Consider the following 22,471-nt stretch of genomic DNA (forward strand, 5'->3'; position numbering starts at 1 on the left):
ACTGCCGGCCACGCGGATTGGTGAAAACTCAGGCCAGGGCCGGCGCGGCCAAGCGCAGCCGGACGAAATCGAACAGCCCGTCGGTCTGCGCCAGCAGGGCCTCGCCCAACAGGCGCGCGCACTGCGTCTCCGTGCCCGGCACGGCGCGCCACTCGTGCAGGCGGCGCGTGTACAGGCCGAGCACATGTTCCTCGGTGATGCCGATGGCACCGAACACGGCGTGCGCGATGGCACAGACGCTGCGCGCCGCCTCACAGGCCCGCAGCTTCGCGGTAGCGGCCAGCAACGGATCGGGTTGCACGCCCGCAGCGCTGCATCCCAGTCGGGCGGCCAGCGTGGCTGAATGCGCCTGCTCGCCCAGCACGCTGAGTTCCTGCTGCACGGCCTGGAACTGCGCGATCGGCCGCCCGAACTGCTTGCGGTCGCGTGCGTAGTCGGTCACCAGTTCGAGCACGCGCGCCATGGCGCCCGCCATGCCTACGGCGTGCAGTGCATTGCAAAGCGCGACGGCATCGGCGCTGCCCGCATCGAAGCGCGCCACGGCAAGATCGGGCGTGTGCCACTGCAAGGTGGCCGAAGCCTGCGGGCGCCACGCACCCGGCGTGGCCGTTGCACGATCGCGCGGCAACAGCAGCCATTCGCCTTGCCAGCTCACGAGCACCTGCTGCGCGAGCGCGCCGCCGGGCACGTCGCGGCAAACGATGGAACCCGCGTCACCGGGAACACCCGGCGCGATCGCGATGGGGCCGGCGCCGCGCCGCTCGCCATGACCGGCCGTGGCCACCAATGCGCGCGCGACGGCGGTCTCACCGAAGGGAAGCGCCAGCCCGGCCTTGCCGGCGGCGAACACGGGCGCGAACAGCTCGCGCAGCGACAGGCCTGCGCCGCCCAGCGCTTCCGCCACGAGTGCATCGGTGTAGCCGAGCGCATCGATGGCCTGCCACAGCGCGTCGGTGGGCGCGCCGGCTTCGACGGCGCGCAAGGTGTCGTCGGTGCACAGTGCGCGCAGCGGGCGTTCGAATTCGTCAAGGAGTGTGTCGTCCATCATGTGTCCTTGTGTGCGGCGCTGCTAGCGAACGCCCAGCCCGCGGGCGATGATGCCGCGCATGATCTGGCGCGTGCCGCCGCGCAGGGAAAAGCTCGGCGCCAGTTGCGTCACGTAGGCCAGGGTCTGCAGCAGGCCGGTCGACGGCACCGGGTGGTGGGGCGCGTCGAAGGCTTCCTCGATCCATCCGGGTATCGCCTGTTCGAACTCGGTGCCCAGGTCTTTCACCAGCGAGGCCTCGAACGCGGGATCGAGCCCACGGCCCAACTGCTCCGCCACGGCCAGCGACATCGCGCGCAGCACCGCCATGCGCGCGGCGATGCGCCCCGCGATGACCTGCACGCCGGCGGCCGGCGCCGGGCCGCGGCGCAGTTCGGCGAGCCAGGCTTCGGCGAGCACCAGGCTGGAGTAGATGCGCTCGGGTCCGCTGCGCTCGAAGGCCAGTTCGGCCGTCACCTGTTGCCAGCCCGCGCCCTCTTCGCCGACCAGCGCATCGGCCGGCAGCTCGACGTCCTCGAAGAGCACTTCGCAGAAATGCCCGTCGCCGCTGAGATCGCGGATCGGCCGCACGGTGATGCCCGGCAGCGTCAGGTCAACCAGCAACTGCGACAGGCCCTTGTGCCGGTCTTCCGACGTTCCCGAGGTGCGGACCAGGGTGCACATGTAGTGCGCGCGGTGCGCATTGGTCGTCCAGATCTTGCGGCCGTTCAGGCGCCAGCCGGTGGCGGTGGGCACGGCCCGCGAGCGGACACCGGCCAGGTCGGAGCCGGTGTCGGGCTCGCTCATGCCGATGCTGGTGAAGAGTTCGCCGCGCGCGATGCGCGGCACGAAGAACGCGCGCTGCGCCTCGCTGCCGTAGCGCAGGATCAGCGGCGCGGTCTGCCGGTCCGCGATCCAGTGGGCCGACACGGGTGCGCCCGCGGCGAGCAGTTCTTCGAGCAGCACGAAGCGCGCGAAGCTGCTGCGCCCGGCGCCGCCATAGGCCTTGGGCAGCGTCAGGCCGATCCAGCCCTGGCGCCCGAGCGCGCGGCTGAAGTCGGCGTCGAACCCCATCCAGGAGCGCGCCCGCACGGCCGGCGCGACGCCGTGCAGCGCCGACTGCAGGAAGGCGCGCACCGGCGCGCGCAGGGCTTCGTCCTCCGGTGGAATCGCGACCAGCGAAAACGATTGCAGGGTGTTCAATGGTGTGTCCTCACAGATGCTTCATCGGGTTTTGCCCGCTTCGTTCGGGTGGATGCAAGCGCCATAATCCGCGTGGCTCCTGCACCGTTTGGCAGCCGCAGCGGGCCACCCGTTACTGCCGCACTCACCGAGACATTCGCCCCCATGGAGCTTCGCCAACTGCGGCAGGTCGTCGTCCTGTCGGAGACGCTCAACTTTCATCGCGCCGCAGAGCGGCTGCACATGGCGCAGCCGCCGCTGTCCACCTCGATCAAGAAGCTCGAGGAAGAACTCGGCGTGCTCCTGTTCGACCGGCTCTCCACCGGCCTGCGGCTCACGGCCGCCGGCGAAGCCGTGCTGCAGAACGCCAAGCGCGCACTCTTCTTCGTCGACGAGGTCCGCCGCGCGGCCCGCGACGGCGTGGCGGGCGAAGAGGGCCTGCTGCGCATCGGATTCGTCGGCTCGGCCACCTATTCGCTGATGCCGCAGATCGTGCGCAGCTTTCACCGCCAGTACCCGCGCGTGGACCTGGAGATCGAGGAATCGACCACCACCGATCTGCTGCGGCGCATCGAGGACCACTCGCTCGACCTCGCGCTGGTGCGCTACCCGGTGCTGACGCCGACCGCAGCGGAACTCACGGTGCTGCAACTGGACCACCTGGTGCTGGCCGTGAGCGCCGATTCGGCCTTCGCGCAGCGCAGCGAGATCGCCATCGCCGAGCTGGAGGGCGAGCCCTTCATCGCGTACTCGCGCACGCTGGTGCCCACCATGCATGTGCTGACCATGCAGGTGTTCCAGGATGCCGGCGTGCAGCCGCGCATTACGCAGGAGGCGGTGCAGGTCCAGACGATCCTCGGCCTGGTGGAAAGCGGCCTGGGCATGGCGCTGGTGCCGGCGGTGGTGCAGCGCTACGCCAGCAACGGCGTGCGCCTGATCCCGCTGACCGACATGCCGTCCAAGTACACCGTGGGCATCGCGATGGCCACGCTGCCCGACGCCTTGACGCCGGCCGCACGCAATTTCATCGCGGTGGCGCATGCTGCTGTCCAGCCTTCTGCAACGCAGCCACCGGCTCAGTCTTCGTAGCCGATGTTGGCGGTCTTCACGATGCGCCGGGTCTTCTCGATCTCGGCCCGCTGGAACTCGCCGAAGGCCTGCGGCGCGCCGTAGAACACCGCCCCGCCCTGCAAGGTGATGAAGGTCCTGGCCTCGTCGCTGTCCATCAGCTCCTTGATGGCCTGCGACGCCCGGGTGAGCACGGGCTCGGGCACGCCCGCGGGAAAGAACACGCCGGTCCAGGCATAGGACTCGTAGCCGGGCGTGCCGCTCTCGCTCACGGTCGGCACCTGCGGCAGTTCCTTGATGCGTTCGTTGGCGGCGACGGCCAGCGCACGCACCTTGCCGCCGCGCAGCAGCGGCATCACCGCGCTGACCTCCGCCATCGTGTAGTCGATGTTGCCGCCGGCCAGGTCGGTCATGGCCGCCGAGGTGCCCTTGTAGGGCACGGCCGTGGCCTTGATCTGGTTGCGCTCGTGCAGCAGTTCGAGCGCGACGCGGTAGGTGGCGGTGCCGCTGCCGAAGTTGAGCTTGCCCGGCGCCTGGCGCGCAGCCACCACCAGGTCCTGCAGGGTCTTGAAGGGCGAGCTGGCGGGCACGACCAGCACCATCGGAAAGCGGGCGATGCGCGCCAGCGGCTGGAAGTCTTTCACCGCGTCGTAAGGCAACTGCCGGAACACGGCCACGTTGGTCACCATCGGCGAGTTGCTGGCGACGAACATGGTGTAGCCGTCGGCCGGTGCGGTGGCCACGGCGCGCGCGGCGATGAAGCTGTCGGCACCGGGCCGGTTGTCCACGAGAAAAGGCTGCCCGAGCTTCTCGCTCAGGTGCCTGGCCAGGAAGCGCGCAGTGGTGTCCGCGCCGCTGCCAGGTGGCAGCGACACGATCATCTTGACGGGCTTGTCCGGGTAGCCGGCCGCGGCCGCCAGCGTGGCGGCGCAACCCATTGAAAGCGCCAACAGCCAGCGCGTGAGGAAAGGGGTCTTCATGTCTCTGGTTCCTTGTCGTTGTTGTCCGGCCCGCCGATCGCAGGTCCGATGCCTGTCTTCTTATTCGGCCTCGATGCCCGCGGCCTGCACCGCGCCGGCCCAGCGCTTGAGCTCCGCGCGCAGGTACGTGCCGAACTGCTCGGACGTGGAAGACTGGAGCAGCACGCCTTGCGGCTCGAACTGGCCGCGCAGGCCCGGGTCGGCCACCGCCTTGTTGACGGCTTCGTTGAGCGTCTTGACGATGGCCGGCGGCGTGCCCTTGGCCACCAGCAGGCCGTGCCAGGTGGGTGCGTCAAAACCCGGGATCAGCGACTCGCCCAACGCCGGCACGCCGGGCAGCACGCCGATGCGCGCCTTGCCGGCCACGGCCAGCGCGCGCACGCGGCCATCGCGGATGAAAGGCAGCGACGAGTTCACGGCGTCGAGCAGGAACTGGGTCTGTCCGCTCATGAGGTCGGCCATGGCGGGTGCGGTGCCCTTGTAGGGCACATGCATCGCATCGAGCTTCAGGGCCTGCAGGAACAGCGCGACGCCCAGGTGCGTGACGTTGCCCTGCCCGCCCGAACCGTAGGCGAGCTTGCCGGGCCGCGCCTTCATGTACTGCACGAACTCCTCGATGTTGGCCACGGGCAAGCTCGGGCTTGCCATGAGCACGGTCGGGATCAGCGCGGGCAGCGCCACGGGCACGAGATCGCGCAGCGTGTCGTAGGGCAGGTTCTTGTGCAGCGCCGGGCTGATGGCCAGGCCCGACGAGTGGTACAGCACCGTGTAGCCGTCCGGTGCGGAGCGGGCCACGAACTCGGTCGCGATGTTGCCGCTGGCGCCGGTGCGGTTGTCGACGACCACCGGCTGCCCCAGCAGTTGCGAGAGCCTGAACCCGATGGCGCGTGCCACGACGTCGGTAGGCCCGCCCGCAGCGTAAGGCAGCACCAGCCGGATCGGCTTCTGCGGCCAGGCTTTGGGTTCATCGGCCGCGCGGGCCAGGGGCATCGCTGCGAGCGCACCCGCAGCGGCAAGGATGTGGCGCCGTTGAAAGGACATGGTCATTCCCCGCTGTCAGGTGCGTTCCGCGGCACGGGCCTTCGCCGCATCGAGAAAGGCATCGAGCGCGGACTCGTGCGCGGCGGTGTGGTGGGCCAGCGCCTGGAAGCCCGCCGACATCTCCAGCACCGTGTCGAGCCGCGCGTGCTGTGCTTCGCGCAGCAGCCGCTTGGTCATGCGCAGGGCATGCGACGGATTGCTGGCAATGCGCTGCGCGAGCCGCAATGCCGTGGGCATCAGCGCATCGGGCTCGACCACATCGGAGACCAGCCCCCATTGCAGGGCCTGTGCGGCATCGATGGGGTCGCCGGTGAAGGCCATCTCGCAAGCGCGCGACATGCCGACCGCCCGGGGCAGCAGCCACGCGCCGCCGTCGCCCGGAATCAGCCCGAGCTTGACGAAGCTTTCGGCGAACACGGCCGTGCGAGACGCGATCCGGATGTCGCACATGCAGGCCAGGTCGCTGCCCGCGCCGTAGGCCGGCCCGTTGACGGCCGCGATGGTCGGCACTTCGAGGTTGCACAACGCCAGCGGCAGGCGCTGGATGCCGTCGCGGTAGGCGTAGCGGCTGTGCACCGGCTCGCCGAGCCCGCTGCCGATGGTGTCGCGCAAGGTCTTCAGGTTGCCGCCCGACGAGAACGCCGTGCCGGCACCGGTCAGCACCACGGCGCGTACGGACAGGTCGCGGTTGACGGTGTCGCACAGCGCGATCAGCGACTCGACGGCATCCGCGTCGGACAGTGCATTGCGGGTCTGCGGACGGTTCATCGTCACCACGGCCACGCCGCCGTCGCGTTCGATCTTGAGGAAGTCTTCCATGTCAGTGCGCCTTCTTTTCGTCTGCCGGCTTCATGCGCATCATGCGCAGCGGCGTGTAGGTGAGGACGGTCTTGCCATCCTGGTTGAGAACCGAATTGCGGGTGCGCACGAGGCCGCGTCCCGGCTTGGCGGTGGGGCGTCGCTCGATCACTTCGCATTCGACATGGATCGTGTCGCCCACGAAGGTCGGCGCGGCGATGTCGAGCTCCGCATTCAGGAACGCGAGGCCCGTGCCCTGCATGGACGGCGTGATCAGTCCCTCGGCGAAGGCATAGACCAGCGCACCTGGCACCACCCGGCCCGCAATCGCCATGTGCGCCCGGTCGCTGGTGTCGGTGAACAGTTCTTCGTTCAGCCAGCTCAGGTTGATGAAGCTCACGAGGTCCGCCTCGGTCACGGTGCGGGCACGGGAACGAAAGCGCATGCCTGTTGGCAGCTCGTCGAAATGGAAACCGGTGTTCAGCTGGATCAAGGGTGCGCTCCGTTCAGGTCCATGCGATGGCGGTTCAGCCCGCTTCGGAAATCAGTTCGGCGGGCAACAAGGTGGCGCCCTGCGCAGCCAGTGCCTCGATCTGCGCCGCGCTGTAGCCGGCCTCGGCCAGCACCTCGGCGCTGTGCTCTCCGAGCCGGGGCGCCTGGCGCACCACCGCGGGGGGCGAGTCGGACCATCGCGTCGCGATCGCCATGGCGCGCAGGCGCCCTTCGCTGGGGTGTTCCACGGTTTCGAAGAAGCCCACGGCCTTGAGATGCGGGTCGTCCATCAGCGACTCGAGGGTGTGCATCGGCATGACCGGGATGTCGGCGGCTTCGAGCCGTGCGGTCCAGTCGGCTGATGTGCGGGTCTTCATCACCTGGCCCACCAGCTGGTACAGCTCGCCGATGTTCTCGGTGCGCCGGCCGATGGTGCTGAAACGCGGATCGGCCTCCATCTCCTGCGACTTGCCGATCAGGCCGAAGAAGGTCTTCCACTGCTTGTCGTTGTAGATCAGCACGCACAGATGACCGTCCAGCGTGGCATAGGGACGGCGGTGTTCGTTGAGCAGCCGCGCGTAGCCGGCAGGCCCGATCGGCGGCTCGAAGGTGCAGCCGCCCATGTGGTCGCCGAGAACGAACTGCGCCATGGTCTCGAACATGGGCACGTCGATCGATTGCCCCCTGCCCGTGCGTTCGCGGTGAAAGAGGCCCGCCGACACGGCGTTGGCCGCGCTCATTCCCACGATGCGGTCGACCATGGCACTGGGCACGTAGCGCGGCACGTCGGCGCCGGCGCGCACGCCCAATGTGGGAATCGCGGCCGCGCCCTGGATCAGGTCGTCATAGGCGGGCTTGGCCGCATAGGGCCCGTCTTGCCCATAGCCGTACACGCCGACATACAGGATGCGCGGATTGACGGCAGCAATGGCGGCGTAGTCCAGCCCCAGGCGCGCCATGGCCTGCGGCCGGACGTTGTAGATGAGCACATCGGCATCGGCGGCGAGCCGCAACAGCGCCTCGCGGCCATCGGGCTGCTTGAGATCCAGCACCACGCTGCGCTTGCTGCGATTGGCGTGCAGGAAGATGCCGCCCATGCCGGGATGGCGGCCGGGCCCGATGCCGCGCACCGTATCGCCGCCGGGCGACTCGATCTTGATGACGTCAGCGCCCAGGTCGCCGAGGATCTGGGTGGCATAGGGGCCCATCAGCACCGCGGTCATGTCGATGATGCGCACACCGTCGAGGGGTCCGCTCATGGGGCCCCCTGGCTTTTCGAAGCCGGTATCGCGGTGCGCGAAAGGAAGCGACCCGCCGCTTCTGTCCTTGTGTCCATTCGGTCTCCCGTATCGTTGGAACGATGCTAGGGGAACCGGTGTTGGCCGTGAAATACCGTCTTCATGTCGGGCGATACGCGTTGGGTATCGGGTGCTCGATCGGACAGATCGTGCGTCCCGCAACCACGCCCACCCGAACGCCGGCGAGATCGGCAGCAGCAAGTTGCTACCGGTCCGGCGCCGCCCGCAGGCGGGACTTCACTTCTGCGCGCGTGGCGCGCTGGCGCGCATCGGGGCGACGACTTTCTCCTGCCATCGCCGCGAAAGACCCCGCCGCGGCGAAGCGCCCTCCGCCCGCACCGTGTGGCCGGACGCATGCGCGCAGTAGTCCAGGGCCTGGCGAAGTGCCGTGTCCACCCGGCGCAAGGAGATGCAATGCCGGTCTGCCACGTCCTGGCGGGTCATCTCCTCGATCTGCAGCGCCACGAGCACCGAGCGATGCCGGTGCGAAAGCCGCTGCATCGCCTGCTCGACGGCCTCCACGGCCGAACGCGCCTCGGCGATCGCATCGGGGCCGGGCGCGTGATCGGCCAGGAGATCGAGGGCCGTGTCCCATTCGCCCACGTACTGCCAGGACCGGTCGCTGCGCAGGCGATCCATGGCCAGGTTGCGCGCCGTTCGATAGACATAGGCCCCGGGACTGCGCACGGGCTCCGATGCCGCCATGTCGCCCAGACGCAGCCAGGCCTCGTGCAGGCACTCGCTGGCCTGGTCGGAGCAGCCGAGATCGCGGGCCAGGCGGCGATGCAGGTACGTGTAGTTCGCCGTCAGGAACGCCCGCAGCACGACGCCGGTGGGCTCGCCGTGGCCCGCGAATGGCCCTTGAAAACAAGGACCGGGATCGAACTCAGCCGCGGACATCGTCTTACTTGCCGGCATGGCGCACCCTGGTCTTCTCGGCATCGGTCAGCAACGACATCACCGACGCGTCGAACTGATTGCCGTGCCCAAAGACCTGCACGGGGTTGGCGGGGTCGTACCGAGGCGCAGCGCCCGCCTGCGCGCCGGGGCGTGGCGGCGACGATGCACCCGCACCGCCCGGCGGCAGGCTGTCGTTGCCGAAGCCCAGCACCCGCACCGTGAAGACCGAGGGCAGGTTCTGCCGTGCCGCGGCCCGCTCATGGCGCATGGACTCCTGCGCCGCCATGGCCGCCGCCGACGCTGCCGCGCTGGCGGTGGTCAGTGCCCCGATGTTCACCGCCGCCACCACCGGCAGCCCGGTCGTTTCGCCCTTGACCTGGATGTTGTCGGCGTTGCGCACCTGCAGCGCTGCAATGTTGAGGTTGCTGGCGACCCGGATGCCGGCATCGCCCGCATCGATGGTGCCCCTCGGTGCGACCAGGTCCACGTCGCCTTCGCCCACGGTGCCGATGCCGGCGCCGCTCATGTCGCGCTTTTCCTCCACGGTGATGTTGCCGTCCACGTCCGACGTGACTTCCGGCGCCTGCGGGATGCGCACGGTCTTGGCGCCGCGGCCGGCGTCGATGTCGCCCTGGCTGGACCACAACACCTGGTCGCTGCCCAGCGGCTCGGCCTGCGAGACGAAGGACAGGATGCGCGAACGGTTCACGATGATGTCCCGGTCGGTGAACACATTGACCTGCCCCGGCGAGGCCAGCGTCACCAGGCCGTATCCGTCCGGCACCACCGCGCCCAGCCCCGCCACCTGCAGGCCGCCGCCGGGGGTGAAGACATTGATGTCGCCCCCCTGGTGGGTGCGCGCCGCCATCCGGGTCGCGGCGATGCTGCCCACGCCGGACCAGCTGCTGCGCCAGTTGTCCGGCAAATCTGCGGCGTAGCGCACGGGCTGGCCTTCGGCCGTCGCACCGCGGAACAGCGTGTCGATGGCCGCGTAGCCGCGACGGTAGCCGCCGTTGATCGGGCCGTTCTGCCCATCGCCCCCGTTCTGGTCGCGCCCTCCTTCGCGCAGTTCGTAGACAAAGACCTGGCGCAGGAACTGCTCGCGCACCAGCGGCGGCAGTTGCCGGTACTGCTCCCACGCCTGCTGCGGGCTCAGCTTGCCGTCCGCAGTGCCGGTGAGGCTGGCGACCTTGTCGGCACCGAGCATGCCTTCCACGAAGGACACCAGGCCCCGGCGCGTGAGCTTGGGCAGGTCGCCGCGGTGGTCCACGCCGTCGGTGAGGTACAGCGGCGCCACCGTCCCGTCGGCCAGGGTGGTCTTCAGGTACTGCGGCATGGCGGCCACGTTGGCCGGGTTCAGGTAGGCCGACTCGAAGGCGTCGTAGCGGGCGGCCTTGTTCATGCCGGCCATCAGGGTGATGTCAGCGCCCTCGGCGGGCAGGGCCTTGATGATGTTCGTTTCCTCGCCGCGCGGCGTGGCCGACACGTAGTCCCAATAGCGGTTGCCATTGGTGTACAGCGAAAAGTTGTTGCCCTGGATGTCGCGCCCGGCCAGCAGCAGCAGCTCGCCCGGCCCCTGCAGGGCGGTGCGGCTGCCCCGGTCGTAGTAGTACGAGGCCGCGCCTCCGCTGGGTCCCGCATAGGGATGCGACAGGAACCGGTTGGCGACCGCCAGGATGTCGTTGCCCGCCGCCAGCACCGTGCTGTCGGTGGCGCGCAGGTTGCGCGCGCTCAGCTCGAAATTGCGGATGTCGGTGCCGGCCTGCACGCGCACCGATTCCGACGCGATCAGGTTCAGGTCGCTGATGGAACCGGCCCCCGCGTAGAGGCGGCTGGGCGCGAAGTCGTGCGCCTGCATCGGCAGCGTGTCCGGGTTGTCGAACAGCTCCGCCCCCCCATTGGCGCTGTTCGTCAGGAAGGGGTTCGTCACCGAGAAACCGCCATAGACCGACTTCAGCGGCGCTCCGAACGCCGACGCACCGCCCAGCACGGTCGTGAGACCTGTCCATGGCCGGAAGATCGAGGGCCACTTGTCCAGCGTGGCCTGGGTCATCACGATGGCCCCCGTGTTCAGCAGGCTGCTGCCGCGCAGGAAGCGCAGGTCTTTCGCGGCCAGCAAGGAGAGGTCGGTGGTGTTCGCCGGCGCCATCGGCAGCAGGCCCGCGACGTCGATGCTTCCGCTCAGGGCCGACACGCTCAGCTTGGCCGGGTACAGGCCCACCATGTCCGTCTGGAGCTTGGGGTCCACCATGCCGTTCACCAGCTTGGTGGTGTTGCCCGTCTCGTTGCCCGCCACGTATTCCGACTGGTTTTCCAGGCGCACGTTGCCACCGGTGGACACCAGCGTGACGGCGCTGCGCTCGGTATGGCTGCTCATGAACATCGCATGGCTGGCCCCGCCACTGGTGTCCTTGTCGACCTGGTCGACGTAGGCACGGCGTATCTGCATGGGGTCGATCACGGTCTGCAGGACGAGGTCACCCAGCGTCTGCAGCTTGAGCGTGGCGTCCGACAGCGCCAGCACGGGCGCGATGTCGTAGGCATAGGTGGCGCCAGACCCGTTGCTCACTGTGCCGGTCATGACATAGCCGGCGGCGCTGGTGCCTGCGTCGATCTCGCCGGCGCCGCGGCCCACGTAGTACTGGCCGGCCTTCAAGGCGCCGCCCGCGCTCACCTGCAGCTGCCCGCCATTGCGCGTCACGATGGAGGCCGCGGCATCGCCGGCGGAACGCCCGCCCGTCACGCGCATGGTGCTGGGCAAGGCCACCACCAGGTTCACCAGGTCGCCGCCCGCCGACAGCTTCACGTTGCCGCCGCCCAGCGCGCCCAGGCCCTGCTGGAAGCTCGCGTGGTTCACCCACCAGCTCGGTTGCTGGCCCCGCGCGGACATGACCGGCGCCCAGGTGTCGCCCATGTTGTAGGGGTCGTAGTAGCCGGTGGGGCTGCTGAACTCGCCGCCGTAGCGTCCCTGGCGGAACAGCCATTCGGTCAGGATCTGGTCCGAACGCACGCCCTGCTGGGTCGGCGCACGCACGCTGCCCTGGACCGCGACGTCCAGGTGGCCGCCTGCGGTGCCGTACTGGGCATCGACGCTGGCGGTGTCGAAGCCGCCACCCAGGGTGGGATCGGCCTCGGCCCGGCCTGCGGTGTACAGCGCGGACTCCTTGTGGGCGAGCACCAGGTCGCGCCCGGCGCGTACCGTGAGGTCGCCGCTGCCGGTGCGCACCAGCTTGCCGGCGCCCGACTCGGCACCGGCCGTGCCCACGCGGACCGTGCCGGCATCGCTCGCGAGCGCACCCGGCGCCCGCGTGGCCAGTGCGTCGACCGAATTCAGGTCCGCGCCCGCCACCAGGCGCAGGTTCCACGACGCGGCCTGCTGCAGCCGCGCCGCCCGGCCCGCACCGTTGTCGCGGCCCGCCACGTCGAAGCCGTCGCTCAGATGGCCGTCGATGTTCAGGTTGCCGCCGGCGCGCAGCGTGAGCGTGCCTTCGCGGTGCGCCGCACCGAAGCTGTCGAACAGATTCCAGTCGCGGCCCAGCGTCAGGTCGCCGGGGCTGGTGATCTCGATGCCCGCCGCCAAGGTGTAGGCGGCGGCGTTGCCACCCAGCCTCGCCAGGATGCCGGTGTTGCTGGCAAAGGCATTGGCTTCGGCGATCGCCTGCGGGGCCACGGATTCCACCGTGCCATCCGTGCTGGCATGGCGGCGCACGCCTTCGAGCACCGCGGAGCGCGCGCCCTGCACGGCGGCGTTCAGCGCCGTGACGTTCAGGCCGTCGTTGCCTGCGGTGCGCTGCGCCCGCAGCCGCAGCTTGCCGCCTTCGCCGCCGCTCAGGTCCAGCGTGCCGCCGGCCAGGTGCAGTTGGCCGTCGACCGCTTCCAGGTCGATGCGGCTGCTGCCCAGGCCATCGATGGCGTCGGTGGCATGGGCCGCCAGCACCGCGCCCGGCTGCATCGTGAGCCCTGCCCCGCCGACCAGGCGGATGCTGCCGCCGTAGGCCGCGTTGGCTTCGACGCGCGCCGTGCCGTCGACAGCAATCACGCCGTGGTCGGTGATGACTTCGAAGTCGGCCACCCGCGTGGTGCCCGCGATCGTCAGGTCGCCCTGGCGGACGCGGAACTGCCGCGAGCGGCTGAAGCCCGCATCGTTGAGCGTTCGCGCCAGCGCGCCGAAATCGTCCAGCCGATCGATGGCCAGCGCAAAGTTGCCACCGTTGCCGCCGGCACCGGCCTGCGCTTGCACAGTGCCACCGAAGTGGACCCGCCCGCCGGCCGATGCATCCACCGTCAGGCGGCCGGCGTCGCCACCGCGCGGATGGGCGGACAGGTCCAGCAGGCTGCCCGGGGCCAGGTCGATCAGGCCGCCTCGCGTCGCCAAGCTGATCTGGCCGGCATCCACGTACTGGGCCGCGTCGAAGAAGACTTTTTCCAGGCCCCCCGCGTGCAGGCGGCCCGACGCTGCAACCGTGAGGTTGCCCGTGCCGGCATCGACCGCAATGCTGCCGCCCAGCGCGAGCACCGGCAGCGCCACGGTCACGCCCTGGCCCGACAGGCTCAGGCGCGCGCCCAGGCTGGCGCGGCCCAGTGACGCCATCTCTTGCGCATCCAGTTGCGCGTCTTGCTGCAACACCAGTTGGCCCTGCGTTCGCAGGGCCTGGTCGGCGCCGGACACCCCTTGCAGCACCGGCATGCGCAGCGTCAGCGCCGCCGTCCCGGCGTCCAGGCTCCCGGTGCCTTCGCCGGCGATGCGCCGGTTGGCCGACAGCAGCACCTGGTCGAAGCCGGACATCGTCTTGTCGCCCGCGCCCAGCACCAGCTCGCCGGCCGACAGTTCCAGGCGACCACTGCCTGTGCCCGCACTGCCGAGCGACGCGCCCGTGTTCTGCAGCGTCAGGTGGGAGGCCTGCACCTGCACGGCATCGGCGCCATGGCCCCGCAAGGCTGCGGCGTCGAACACCACCTGCGCCAGGCCGCGCATGTCCAGCGAGCGATAGAAGTCCAGGCTGCCGTAGCTGTGCAGCGTCAATGACTGCGCGCGCGACAGCTGCGCCAGGGCGTCGGTGTCCAGCACCAGGCCGCCGCTGCCGCCGCCGATGCCGATGCGGCTCGCGGCCACCGACAGGGCCTTGCCCGACAGCTGCGCGCCGGCAGCCATCTCGGTGTCGTTGGTGGCGTCGAGCAGCAGCGCCTCGCCGCCCTGCAGCAGCGCACCGGCGCCGATGCGCACCTGGCCGCCGACGGTGGTGTCCACGTTCTCGCGCAGCGCCCGCACGGCCTGGCCGCTGCTCACGCGCACCAGCGCACCCCAGTCTTTGGAGGGTGTGACGATGTGGTCGTCGCTGGTGTCGTTGGGCGTGTTGTTGTCGCTCCACACGGCCGCCACCTGCGGCTTGAGCACCAGGTTCGCTTCGTCGCCCGACGCGGCGCCGTTCGCGCGCAGCACGCTGCCCGACTCGATCGACACCACATTCGCCGCGGCCAGGATCACCTCCGGGCCGCTCAGCGCGGTGCCCGCCGTGTTGCGCAGCACCACATCGCTGGCGGCCACGTCCACTTGCAGGCCCCGCACATTGCCTGTGCGCGTGCCGCCCACCAGCAGGCTGCCCGCGCCGAAGCGCGTCAGGCTGCCGGCATCCACGACCAGGTAGCCGTCGGCGCGCAGGTCGCTGCTGTCCTGCCCCGCGCCGACGATGGCGATCTTGGCGGCGGCGATGTCCACCAGGCTGCCGCGCCCGCCCGCATCGGGTTGCGCGCGCAGTTCGCCGTCCAGCGTCAGCGCACGGTCGGCCTTGAACACCACGGCGCCGCCATCGCGGGCCAGACGCGGGGTCACGACATCCTGCCCCGTGAGGCGGTATTGCGTCAGCTTGAACGCATCCGACGAGAAGAAGGCGTTGCCCCGCGCCTCGTTGTATTCACTGACCTTGCGCACCAGGCTGGCGGGCAGCACGCGCCAGCCCGAGGCCGTGGCATCGCGCGCGCCACTGATCGTGTTCTGTTCCCGTCCGGCGACGATCGTCGAGCCGTCGCGCAGGCTGACCACCTCGCCGCGGGACGCGGCCCACGCCGGCAAGGCCTGGCCCGTGCTCTGCACCGCGAAGGCGCCGGGCAGCAGCGCATAGCGCGCCGGCAGGAGCGTGTACCAGCCGGCGCCCAGGCCGCCACCGGCCAGCCAGACCTTCTGGCCCGCCGCACCGCCCGCCACGGGCGACAGGCCCTGGTAGCCCGGCAGCACGGCGTACATGCCGGGCAGCGTCAGCACGTCGTGCGAGCCGCCCGAGCCGGGCACGTGCTCCCACGCATGCAGATCGCCGCCGCCCGCGATGTCCACCACCGCGCCCGCGGCCATGGCCACATCGGGCGCTTGCAGCAACACGCGCTTTTCCGGCAGCGACGACAGGTAGCGGTTTTCGTCCAGGGAACTGGCATCGCCGGCATTGGCACGATTGCGGCCCTGCGGGTTGGCCGGGTCCAGCCAGTACTCGGCGTTGCGCAAGCTGCCGTAGAGCACGTCCAGGCCCGCACCGGACACCGAGGTCAGGCTGTTCGTGCCCAGCGTCAGGCGCTCGCCGGCATTCAGCGCGATCTGCCCGAAGGGCGCGCGCAGCACGCCGTCCTGCTCGATGACGGGCGCGTTCAGCGTCAGGCTGCCGCCGGCCGACAGAGGCGCTGCGGCACTCCCATTGCCGCGCACGGTGATGGAGCGGTCCGAATTGATTCGCGCCGTGACGGCGGTGGCCGGGTAGACCTGCGCGGCCTTGATCTCCAGCGCGCCCCCCACGTCGAGCGTGGCCCGCAGCTGCGGGTCGTCGTAGTCGGTGCCGCCTTCGCTGTAGGCCCCTGCCACGAAGCGCAGGTCGCCAGTGTCCAGCACCGTGCGTTCGAAGCCGCGCAGCTTGACGTCGACGGGCAACGCCGACTCGCCCTTCGCACCCCGGCCTGCGATGTCGATGGCCTGGGTGGCCGACAGGATCAGTTCGCCCGCATTGCGGGGCGTGGCGCCGACCGCGCCCACCGCACCTGTCAGCGGGTTCAGTTGCAGATGGTGGGCATGCAAGCGCACCACACCGCCCAGCCCGTCGCTCTGGATGACCGGGGCGGTGATGCCCAGGCGACCGGCGACGCTCAGGTCGACACCGCCGTTCAGCTGCACGCCCACTTGCGTGGAACGCAGGTCGACCGCCGAGAAGCCCGTGTCCTGCAGCGCCTTCGCCGACACGTGCAGGGTGCCGTCCGAGGTCGCGATGTTGCCGATGTGGATCTTGTGGCTCAGCGCCGTGCCGGTGCCGCTCCAGAAGTACTTGTTGAGCAGGTCGACCACCCGTTTGTCGATGCTCGGGTCGTGCTCCCAGGGCGCCCTGTCGACGCCCGGTCCCGCGGCCAGCGCCGCGCCCGCGTCGAGGACGAGCCCCTTGCTGCTGGACACCGACGTCGGCAGCGTGGTGTTGAGCGCGGTGCGCATGGCGCTGCTCATCTTGACGTCGCCGGCGTACTCGTCGCGCACGTCGAGGTTGCCGCTGGTGCCGATGATCCGCGCGTACTTTTCGCCGTTGAACGTGTACGTGCCGGTGGGGCTCTTGTAGTAGAGGAAGGAGCCGATGTCCGGCGCCACCAGGTCCCCGGACGAGCTCCCGGCCGCGCTCGTGTCCGTGATGGACAACGAGCCGCCCGCCGCCTGGGCGTTGCCTCCGTGGGCGCGCAGCCTGGCGTTCATGGCACCGCCGGCCGCGGCCTCCATCACGACCGCGCCGCCGTCGCTGCCCAGTTCCTGGTCCACGCGCCGCAGGGCGCCGAGCGCACCCGTGCCGCGGTCCCAATACGCCACCGTGCCCCGCGCACCCGACACGTCGATCAGCGCACCCGCTTGCGCATCCAACGTGCCGGCGTTCAGCGTGACCGTGCCGCCCGGCAGCACCTTGCCCAGGGGCAGGCGCATGGCCGGGTCGTGGAAGATCTGCGCCACGCCGGGCAGCAGCAACTCGGCCCCGTCGGCCAGCGTCAGGGTTTTCTTGGCGCGGATGTTCAGCGTCCCGGCCGGCGCCAGAAGGCGGCCCGCCACCCGCACGGAAGCCTGCCCGGACCCGTCCGCGTCCAGTGAGATCGTGCCGCCGGTTTCTGTCTGGATGCTGGCGTTTGCGTCGATGCGGATGCCGCCGCCGGTCGCGCCGGTCGCCAGCGACAGGCCACCGGGCGCGCGCGCGGCGCGGCGCTGTTCGCTCAGTTCGTCCAGTGCCTTGGGGGCCAGCACATCGCCCAATGCGCTGCCACTGGGCAGCGTGCGCAGCGTCGATACCGCCGCGGGCATGTCCCAGCTCGTGGGTTGGATGTGCACCTGTGCGCCTTCCGCGACCACGACGTCCCCGCCGAGCGAACGGATGCCGATGGTGCCGAAGCCGCGCTCGGCGTACAGGGTCTGCGGCAGGTGCAACGGCTTTGCCGCGCCCGATGCCTTCCCGCCCGTGGCGTCGGCTGCGGGCGCGGCGCCGCCCACCTGCACGTCGCCGATCGCCGTGAGCGTGAGCCGGGACGCATCGCCTCCTGCCCAGCCGCGCAGGTCCAGCGTCTCGAGCGCCGTGTTGTCGAACGCCGTCAGGCTGATGGCCCCGCCGTTGCCGGCCTTCACCTTGCCGGCCTTGCCGCCCGCCGTGACACCGGACAGCCAGCCGCCGCCGGACACGTCCAGTGCCGCGCCGGCGGCCACCTCCACGTTGCCGTACACCGTGCCCAGGCCCTCCTTCATCGGGGTGCCCAGTGCAATCGAGCCCCCGTGGATGGCGCGGCCCAGCGTGACGCCGCTGCCGGTGTCGTTGACCCACTGGCCCGCGACGCTCAGCAGGCTGTTCGCACCCAGGCGCAGCACGCTGTCCGCCTTGCCGCCGGCGCTCAGCGCAATGGAGCCCCCCGGGGCGATGAGCTTGCCCTGGATGTCGAAGTTGCCGGGGATGCCCTGGCCGTCGTAGACCGCGGCCGTGAAGCGCGCCCCCGGCTGCAGAGTCACCACCGCGCTGTCTTCCAGCACGAAGCCGGTGTTGAGGTTCAACTCGATGGCGCCCAGGCCCGAATGGCTCAGCCCCGCAGCAGACAGCCAGGTGGTGCGGCCCACGCCCGCGCCAGCGCCGGGGGATTGCCCTTCCGGCTCGGTCAGGAAGGCGTCCTTGCCCAGCGGGCTGTCGATGCTGAAACCCGCCGGCAGCAACGCGGGCTTGTCGCTGATGACGACCTGGCCCAGGGTCCACATGCCCTCCTGCGCCCGGTTGGAACCCACCGTGAGGCGGCCGGCCCGAGGCAGCTCGGCCACTTCCTGCACCCGGTCGCCCGGCTGCACCGAGCCCCTGAACTCGCCCTCCAGGATGAAGGCGCTGCCGGCACGGATGTCGATCGAACCGGCATTGCGGCCTTCTTCGTAGCCCGGTTCCCAGCGCCGCCCCGACAGCATCGGATTGACATAGGTCTGCGTGACGCCCCAGCGCGCATGCGCGTGCAGGTACTGGCCCGCGATGCCCGTGTAGGTCATGTCCGCCGGCGCGGACGACATGGTGTAGGTGCGCCCGTCCGCGCCGCGCAGCAGGGTTTCCGTGTTCCAGCCGTCGCTGTAGCGCACCGAGCCGCCGGACACATCCAGGATGGAGCCCGGCCGCGTGATCACCGAACCGTTGGACTGGATGGTGATGTCGCCGCCTCGCGCCGCCAGCTCCGACAAGCCCACCAGGCCGTTGCCCACCCAGCCCGTCACGTCCGCCAGCGGGGTGCCGACCCAGACGCCCTTGAGCGCCTTGCCGGACTCGTCGGTGACCCATTCGACGCCCGCCATCAGCCCCTTGAAGGTGCCCGACCGGCGTCGATCCACGATGACCTTCCGGCCGTACAGCCAGGTGTTCGCCTGCAGGTGGGAGTCGCGCAGTTCGTTGATGCGCAGTTCGGCCTCGACGAAGTTGCTGGCCATGTCCACCGGCATCTGCATCAGACCCGCGGTGCTGACGGTGGCGTGTTCACCGATGAGGATGCGGCTGCCGTCGCCCACTTGCGTGTTGCGCTGCAGGGCCGCCGGGTTGGCCTGGGCCTGGATATCGATGTGGCCCGCGGCGGCGGTGACCTGCGCACGGGTCTGCACGTCGATCGTCTTGCCGTAGAGCTCGATGCGCCCGGGCTGGTAGCGGTTGGCCAGCGAGCCGCTTTCGATCCGCGTGGTGTCCTGCCAGTCGTTGACGACCTGGGTGATGCTGTCCGGCCCCAGGGTCAGCGTGCCGCCCGACCAGGCCGTCAGGCGCGGGACGTCGGCCGCCAGGTTGATGTCGATGTTGTGCACGCCCTGGCCCCAGGCGCGCAGGCGGATGGAGCCCGTGCGGTTGTTCAGCGCGGTGCTGGCTTGCAGGATGCCGCCCTGGTGGATCTCGCGCGACACCATGGTGATGTCGCCGTGATCGGCCTGGATGATGCCGGTGTTGTGCACGCTGTAGCCGACCTGGGCCGCGCGCTGCTCCATCAGCGGCAGGATGTCGGACACGATGCGCCCGATGAGGTAGGGCTGGAAGGCGGGCGCTGTCTGCGGGTTGATCAGGAACTTGGCCGGAAAGAGCCAGGGCCGCACCGACGAGGTGACGGCATCGAAGCCGCGCACGGTGGGGCTGATTTCCTTGGCCTCCAGCCAGACGTTCTCGCCGGCGCCCAGCAGCGTCTGGCCGCTCGGCGTGCGGATGCTGCCCGCGTTGCTGACCTTGGGCGCGAACATCAGCACGTGGCCGCCCTGGCCCGTGATCTGCGCACCGGCCAGCACCTTGACGTCGCCCGGCGGCTTGCCCGGATCGAAGGCCGGGCCCATGTCGGCGAACTGCACGTTCGAATCGGCCGGCATCTGCTTGGAGTTCTCGCCGAAGGTGGGAATGCCGACGGCCACTTCGAGGCCGCTCCAGTAACCGGGGTCACCCGATTTCGCGCCCAGGCACGTGTTGAGACCGGCCTTGAACTGTTCGTCGCTGAGCTTCAGGCTGGAGGCGACCAGGTTGCGCACGTTGACCTGGCTGCTGCCGGTGAACAGGATGCCGTTGCGATTGATGAGGTAGACGCTGCCCTCGGCCTCGATGCGGCCGGCGATCTGGCTGGGTCGACCGCTGGGGTCGTTGATGCGGTTGAGCGCGATCCACTCGTTGGCGCCGGTCTTGGCGTGGGTGCCGGCACGCTGGTCGAACTTCACCGTCGTGTGCTTGCCGACGTTGAAGGTCTCCCAGTTCAGGATGGCCTTGTCGGCGGTCTGCTCGATGGTGACCGTGGTCCTGCCGTTCGCCGCGGCCTGCACGGGGTCCCTGGCGTTGAGCCAGCCGGCGGTCAGCGAATTCGTGTCGACCTTCAGGCCGCCTTCGGCCAGGCCGTCTGGCGCGGATTCGCCGCTGGCCAGCGCCTCGGCCCGCTTCTGTGTCTGCTGTGCCTGCTGCGCGGCGATTGCGCGCGCGGCCAGGTTCAGGTTGGTGATGGACGTCTGCAGCTGCTGGCTCGCCGCCGACGACGGCTGCGTCGGGTGGACCAGGCTGGACGCCGGCGCGCCGTTCGGCAGCTTGCCCGTGGCGATCGCGCCCGCCTGCGCCGCGCCCTTGTCGGCGAACCACGCCGGGCTGAACGCCCGCTGGGCGTGCGCGCTGCCGAGGACCCCACCGGCGGCCAGCGCCACCGCGATGGCCCGCGCGAGGGGCGCCATCCTGAAAACCTGCTGCGCCGCGCGCGCCGGTCGATTCTTTTCCTTGCACCCACTGATGGTCATGTCTCGTTCCCGCCGAAGTAAAGCCTGTGCCGAAGGGGCTGCGCGCGTCGCGCAGGCACGCCCCATTCAAGAAGCCCCTGCGATGGCGATCGAAAGCCAAGGCGACAGGAGCCGTCAGTTTCTTGACGGGACGGGAACGTCGAATTCCAGAAGAATATTTTTGGCCTCGTTGTGGGCGAGCGCCTGCTGCTGCGGCCTCGGTACGGAAAGGCCTTGCAGATCAACGGCCAGGGCGCGCTGCACCTCGGCAAAGTCACGAAAGCTTCACAGTGGCTGCGCACGCCAACCATGGGAAGCCGCGACATCGAGACAGGGTCACCACCCAACCCCGAGGTCCACCTCTAGCTCAGGACCAGCACGCCGGCGGGGAGCGACCGGGCGTTCAAACCGAAGGAACGCTGCATCTGGAGCAAGGCCAGATCGAGGCGGTCGAGCTTGAAGGTCGCGGTGACCGTTTTCCCCCGCAGCGCATCCACCATCAGGACCACACGCCCGGGACGGTAGCGATTGATCTCGTCCAGCACCACCGACAAGGGCGCCTGCTTGAACACGAGCTCACCGCGCCGCCAGGCAGAAGCCACCTCGGGGTCTGCGGCGGCGATGCCGCTGATCGAGTGATCGCGGTAGACCGCTTGCTGACGTGCCAGCAGCACACGGTCGCCGGCCGGATGCTCGATGCGCACGCGCCCCGCCAGGCAGGTCACGCACACCCGCCCTTCCAGGCGGCTGATCTCGAAGCGCGCCGACTCGCCAATGCTGCGGCCGGCGCCGGCCACGACGCTGAAGGTGCGCGCACTGGGCAGCATCTCGATCGCCGCTTCGCCGTTCAGCAACTCCAGCCCCTCGGCCTGGTCGTCCTCCGGGGCCACCCGGCGGATGCTGGTGCGGGTGTTCAGGGTCACGTCGATCTGGTCGGACCACGCGATCGCACGCTGCTCTCCGGCGGCCGTGCGCCAGTCCGCACGCCATTCATTGGCCGCGGGCCACAACCCCAAGGGCGAATAGACCGCCACCCCTGCGACACCGGCCGCGGCGGCTGCACCCGCCACGCCCAGGAAGGCCCGGCGGCTCGCCGCGGGCTTGCGCAGGGTCTCGCGGTGAAGGCTCGCCGCTTCGGCGTCGGTGCGCACCAGCCGGTTCAGCGCGGGTTGAAGCACGCGCCACTGCTGCCGGGCCTCGATGAACGCCGCCTGATGCAAGGGACTCGCGTCGCGCCAGCGCCTGAACGCCTGGGCCTCCCACTGCGTGGCGGCGCCCGAATGCAGCTTGCGCACCCACGCGCGCGCGTCTTCGCGCAGCGTCTCGGGAAGCGTCGGTGATGGAGGGTGCGTCGTCATATGGGTTTCAGGGGCCCCGTACTTGATAGACGGTTGCCGACACCGCAATCCGCAAACTATTTCTTCGTGCCGTCATGAAGACCTGCCAGAGCGCGGCTCCAGCCGCGAGAACAGAAGATCCTGTGCGGCCTTCAGTTCGTACTCGACGGTCCGCACAGGAATGCCAAGCCGCGTGGCCACGTCCCGCTGCGACCAGCCCTCCAGGCGAACCAGCAGCAGGATTTCGCGGCGGCGCGGTGGCAGGCGCGAGAGCAGGCCATCCAGCGCCTCCAGCTGCGAACGGGCTTCGGCGACCTCGGCGGGACCGGGCGCCGGGTCCGGCAGCTCATTCATCAACATGTCGATGTCGTCGGACAGCAGGACCTGGCTCTGTGCGCGCCGGACGTCGATGGCCAGGTTGACCGCCATGCGCAGCAGGTACGCCTGGGGCGTGGCAATGGGGCCCGCCATGGGCTGGCTGCGCTCCAGCTTCAGCCAGGTTTCGTGCAGGGCGTCTTCCGCCAGTTCGCGATTCCCCAGCCGCACGGCCAGGCGTTGCCTGAGCTGCTCGTAGCGTTGCACCAGGAAGCTGCGCAGCAGCGGGATGACGTTCTCCGTCATGC

The 22,471-nt window shown here is 70.0% G+C and carries 12 protein-coding genes; 1 reads left to right on the forward strand and 11 read right to left on the reverse strand.

What is annotated here, in order from left to right:
* Positions 1-28: 28 nt before the first annotated feature.
* Entirely contained in the window at positions 29-1,045 is a 1,017-nt protein-coding gene (locus tag AC07OH_RS12275) for an acyl-CoA dehydrogenase family protein (RefSeq protein ID WP_495300833.1), read from the reverse strand.
* Positions 1,046-1,069: 24 nt separating this feature from the next.
* Positions 1,070-2,227, reverse strand: a complete 1,158-nt coding sequence (locus AC07OH_RS12280; protein ID WP_495300834.1) for an acyl-CoA dehydrogenase family protein — start codon at positions 2,225-2,227, stop codon at positions 1,070-1,072.
* 144 nt (positions 2,228-2,371) lie between these two features.
* On the opposite strand from AC07OH_RS12280, the gene AC07OH_RS12285 reads away from it, so the two are divergent.
* Positions 2,372-3,295: a LysR family transcriptional regulator gene (locus tag AC07OH_RS12285; protein ID WP_062474040.1), complete on the forward strand. Its 924-nt coding sequence runs from the start codon at positions 2,372-2,374 to the stop codon at positions 3,293-3,295.
* On the opposite strand, the gene AC07OH_RS12290 is transcribed toward AC07OH_RS12285, so the two are convergent.
* The 9 genes from AC07OH_RS12290 to AC07OH_RS12330 all read right to left on the reverse strand — a co-directional run bounded on the left by AC07OH_RS12290 (position 3,283) and on the right by AC07OH_RS12330 (position 22,469).
* Positions 3,283-4,254, reverse strand: coding sequence for a Bug family tripartite tricarboxylate transporter substrate binding protein (locus tag AC07OH_RS12290; protein ID WP_495300835.1), 972 nt, complete (start codon positions 4,252-4,254; stop codon positions 3,283-3,285). The two genes, AC07OH_RS12285 and AC07OH_RS12290, sit on opposite strands and share 13 nt — an antisense overlap.
* Before the next feature lie 60 nt (positions 4,255-4,314).
* Positions 4,315-5,295, reverse strand: a complete 981-nt coding sequence (locus AC07OH_RS12295) for a tripartite tricarboxylate transporter substrate binding protein (protein WP_495300836.1) — start codon at positions 5,293-5,295, stop codon at positions 4,315-4,317.
* A 15-nt stretch (positions 5,296-5,310) separates the two neighbouring features.
* Entirely contained in the window at positions 5,311-6,114 is an 804-nt protein-coding gene (locus tag AC07OH_RS12300) for a crotonase/enoyl-CoA hydratase family protein (protein ID WP_495300837.1), read from the reverse strand.
* A gap of 1 nt (position 6,115) precedes the next feature.
* Entirely contained in the window at positions 6,116-6,538 is a 423-nt protein-coding gene (locus tag AC07OH_RS12305) for a hotdog family protein (protein WP_082818094.1), read from the reverse strand.
* 82 nt (positions 6,539-6,620) lie between these two features.
* Entirely contained in the window at positions 6,621-7,844 is a 1,224-nt protein-coding gene (locus AC07OH_RS12310) for a CaiB/BaiF CoA transferase family protein (RefSeq protein WP_495300838.1), read from the reverse strand.
* Between the two features lie 276 nt (positions 7,845-8,120).
* Complete coding sequence (locus tag AC07OH_RS12315) at positions 8,121-8,801, reverse strand: RNA polymerase sigma factor (protein WP_495300839.1); 681 nt, start codon at positions 8,799-8,801, stop codon at positions 8,121-8,123.
* Positions 8,788-20,532, reverse strand: coding sequence for a filamentous hemagglutinin family protein (locus tag AC07OH_RS12320; RefSeq protein ID WP_495300840.1), 11,745 nt, complete (start codon positions 20,530-20,532; stop codon positions 8,788-8,790). The genes AC07OH_RS12315 and AC07OH_RS12320 overlap by 14 nt, the downstream gene beginning before the upstream one ends.
* A gap of 341 nt (positions 20,533-20,873) precedes the next feature.
* On the reverse strand, positions 20,874-21,869 hold the full coding sequence (locus tag AC07OH_RS12325; RefSeq protein WP_495300841.1) for a FecR family protein: 996 nt from the start codon (positions 21,867-21,869) through the stop codon (positions 20,874-20,876).
* Positions 21,870-21,941: 72 nt separating this feature from the next.
* Positions 21,942-22,469, reverse strand: coding sequence for an RNA polymerase sigma factor (locus AC07OH_RS12330; protein ID WP_307635466.1), 528 nt, complete (start codon positions 22,467-22,469; stop codon positions 21,942-21,944).
* Between the last annotated feature and the right edge of the window lie 2 nt (positions 22,470-22,471).

This window comes from Variovorax sp. GW821-FHT10C12, assembly GCF_059415405.1.